Raw genomic sequence first — 3,233 nt, forward strand, 5'->3', positions numbered from 1 at the left:
GCCACGGGTGGGAGGCGCGTGACCGGCCGGTCGCGGTGGTGGGGGCGGGCGAGCGGGCCTGGCGGCAGGTGCTGCTGCTGCGGCGCTTCACCGGCGACCTCGTCCTGCTGACCGGCGGGCCGTCCGGGTTCGACGACGAGCGGCTGGAGTGGCTGCGCGCGGCGGGCGTGGCCGTACGGGAGGAGCCGATCGCGCGGGTGGTGGCCGACGGCGGCCGCCTCACCGGCGTCGAGTTCGCGCACGGGGAGTTCCTGCCCCGGGCCGTGGTGTTCGCGGCCACCTCCCGCCGCCCGGCCTCACCGCTGCCCGCCGAGCTCGGGTGCACGATCAGCGGCGCGGCCGTCGTCACGGACGCGGACGGCCACACCGGGGTGCCGGGGGTCTGGGCGGCCGGGTCGTGCGCGCAGCCGGCCCTGACCGTCGCGGGCTCCGCCGGCCACGCCACCGCCACCGCGATCGCCCTCAACGACGCCCTCCTCGACGAGGACACGGGACTCAGCTCTCCAGGCCGGTGAGGCCGGGGCGCCGGTTCATGGCGATCGCCACCGTGTTGCCCTGATGGTGGAACGTCACCAGCCGCCGATATCTCGCCTCACGGACGAAACGGATCGCCGGCGACCACCCGCGCCCGGGGATGTCGGCCGAGCACGTCCTGGTGAGGTCGTCAGAGCGCACGGCGGTGCTCCGCGCCGTCGCGCGTCTCGGCCGGCGCGGTGAACGCGACGCCCGCCTGCCTGGCGCGCGCCGGGCACGGCTCCGACGCCGCCTCGTCGAACGGTCCGCGTCCAGCTCCTGGCGCGCCCGGTCGGCCATGGTCGGATTCTGTCCGGCCGCCCGTCCAGGGGATGAACCGGGAACAATAGGATCATGCCGCATGAGCCTCATTCAGCGGATCAAGGACGACCCCGAGCTCGCCGATCTCCTCATCCACCCGTTCGACTTCGACCTGGACCGCCCCTACTGGGTCGGCGAGGAGGAGACGCTGCGGTCGGGGCAGCAGAAGGAGGCCGTGGCCGGCATGGCGAGCGGCTGCGGCTACTTCTTCTGCGGCGAGGGCGGCGAGGAACGCCCGGTGCTGTTCCTGTCGTCCGACGGCATGACGAGCCTGGTCGCGGAGAACCTCACCGACCTGCTCACCCTCGTGGTGGCGGCGCCCTGGTGGCTCGACTGCCTCATCCGCTGGCGGGGCGGCGTCGAGGCCATGCGCGCGATGTCCGAGGAGTGCCGGGCCGAGTTCGTCGAGGAGGACTTCCCCGACCTCGCCGCGTGCCAGGAGCGGGTCGCCGCCGCGCTCGGGCTCGACCTGACGGCGGACGTCATGGGAAGGTTGCTGGCCGCCGCGCGGCGTACCGATCCCGATTTCATCCTCGTCCACGACGAGGGCCACGAGCTGACGCCGATCGTCCCGGCCGACGCCGCCGTCTGAGAGGCGGTCAGGCGGGCGCGATGTTGTGGTTCACGCGGAACAGGTTGCGCGGGTCGTACCGCTTCTTGATCGCGGCGAGCCGGTCGTAGCGTTCGCGGCCGTAGGCGGCCCGCAGCTCGTCCAGGGTGGTGCCCTGGGAGGCGGTGAGGAGGTTGGCGTTCATCTCGTCCTGCGTCCACGGCGCCAGTGCCCCGGCCAGGGCGGCCAGCTGCGCGCGGAAGACCGGGGCCTGGTCGGGGGCGCCGGCGCCCGAGGCGATCAACGCCCATCGTGCGTTCCGGCCGGACACCGCGTTCGGCACCGCGGGCGGGCGGGCGAGTGCGCCGTCGAGGAGCCGCACCTCGACGAAGCCCAGCCGCGTCCCGGAATCGGGGCCGATCTCCCTGAGGAGCGCGTCGGCGGCCTCGCCGGGGAAGTCCCGCAGCGCCGACGACCGCTCGACCCACGGCGCGGGCCGGGGCGGGTCCATGTGCAACGTGCGGGCCATGCGGTAGGGCGTGTCGGCGATCGTGTCCAGCACGGGCGGCGCGATCGCCCGCATCGGCGCGAGCAGGCGTTCGGCCTCCTCCGCCGGCAGCAGGGACGAGAACCGGACGTGCACGACGAACGTCCCCCGCAGGGGCTCCGGCACCCCGGGCAGCGGCGGCCGGCGCAGGAACGCGATGGAGGACGTCGTCTCCAGCGGCAGGCCGGTCGTCCACTCGCGCCAGGTGCGCAGCACCTCCGCCGCGTGCTCGCCGGCGAAGAACAGGCCGCCGCCGTAGAAGCGCTCAACCGGGAAGAGGCTGAACTCCAGCGCGGTGACCACGCCGAAGTTCCCCTTGCCGCCGCGCAGCGCCCAGAACAGGTCGCGCTCGGACGTGGCGGTGACCCGGCGCGACTCTCCGTCCGCGGTGACGATCTCGACGGCCTGTACGTGGTCGGCGGCGTACCCGTGCGTGCGGCCGAGGATCGGGCTGTGCCCGCCGCCGAGGTGGTAGCCGACGACGCCGACGGTGGGTGAGGCGCCGCTGACCCCGGCGAGGCCGTGCTCGCCGGCTTCGTCGAGCACCTGGTGCCAGCGGGCGCCGCCCTCGACGCGGGCGAGCCGGCGGCCGGGATCGACGTGGACGGCGTCCATCCGCGACAGGTTGATCAGCACCGCGCCCCCGGCCTCGCCGACCACCTGGTGCCCGGTCGCCAGCACGGCCACCGGCAGGTCGCGTCCGGCGGCGAACCGGACCGCGGCCCGCACGTCGGCCACGCCGGTCGCCCCGACGGCGACGGCCGGCCGCACCGGGGTCATCAGGTTGAACGTGGCGCAATCGGCCTGGTAGCCATCGTCGCCGGGCAGCCACACAGGACCGGCGATCCGCGCGGCCAGATCGGCGGCTTCCGCGCTGCTCAGCGAGGCATGGCCTGTCGTGTCGTACGAGGTCATCCGTCTCGGCCTTCCGTATCCGGGCTCGTGAAGGCCTTACGTTACACATAGTGTGTGTAACGTATGAAAGGCGGCTCGATGACACGCACCTCAGACGCGGTTTCCCTGCCGGACCGCGTGAGAGCCTGAGCGCATGTTCCCGGAGACTCCCGCCGCCGCGGCGGCCCTGTCCGTGGCCAGGCGTTTCTGCTCGTCCGCGCTGCTCAACCACTGCCTTCGCTCCTACCTCTGGGGAGCGATGTACGCGACGGCGCACGGCATCGACCACGACGACGAGCTCTATTACGTCTCGGCGCTGCTCCACGACATCGCGCTGACGGAGACGTTCGACAGCCACACCGTGCCGTTCGAGGAGGCGGGCGGGCGGCTGGGCTGGGTCTTCGGGGT

The 3,233-nt window shown here is 73.6% G+C and carries 5 protein-coding genes; 3 read left to right on the plus strand and 2 right to left on the minus strand.

Annotated elements, in window-relative coordinates; translation table 11 throughout:
* Positions 1-515: FAD-dependent oxidoreductase (locus E1286_RS46605; protein WP_132623748.1), on the plus strand; the 515-nt coding region annotated here is incomplete at its 5' end.
* Here the strand turns inward: E1286_RS46605 and E1286_RS46610 are convergent.
* Complete coding sequence (locus E1286_RS46610; protein ID WP_132623750.1) at positions 496-675, minus strand: hypothetical protein; 180 nt, start codon at positions 673-675, stop codon at positions 496-498. The genes E1286_RS46605 and E1286_RS46610 overlap by 20 nt on opposite strands.
* Before the next feature lie 199 nt (positions 676-874).
* On the opposite strand from E1286_RS46610, the gene E1286_RS46615 reads away from it, so the two are divergent.
* A complete protein-coding gene (locus E1286_RS46615; RefSeq protein WP_132623752.1) occupies positions 875-1,426 on the plus strand; it encodes a hypothetical protein in 552 nt (183 codons plus the stop codon).
* A 7-nt stretch (positions 1,427-1,433) separates the two neighbouring features.
* Here the strand turns inward: E1286_RS46615 and E1286_RS46620 are convergent, their stop codons facing one another.
* On the minus strand, positions 1,434-2,846 hold the full coding sequence (locus E1286_RS46620) for an FAD-binding oxidoreductase (RefSeq protein WP_132623754.1): 1,413 nt from the start codon (positions 2,844-2,846) through the stop codon (positions 1,434-1,436).
* 133 nt (positions 2,847-2,979) lie between these two features.
* On the opposite strand from E1286_RS46620, the gene E1286_RS46625 reads away from it, so the two are divergent.
* The coding region (locus tag E1286_RS46625; protein ID WP_132623756.1) for an HD domain-containing protein at positions 2,980-3,233 on the plus strand (254 nt) is incomplete at its 3' end.

This window comes from Nonomuraea terrae, assembly GCF_004348995.1.
In the GTDB taxonomy this organism is placed as follows: Bacteria; Actinomycetota; Actinomycetes; order Streptosporangiales; family Streptosporangiaceae; genus Nonomuraea; species Nonomuraea terrae.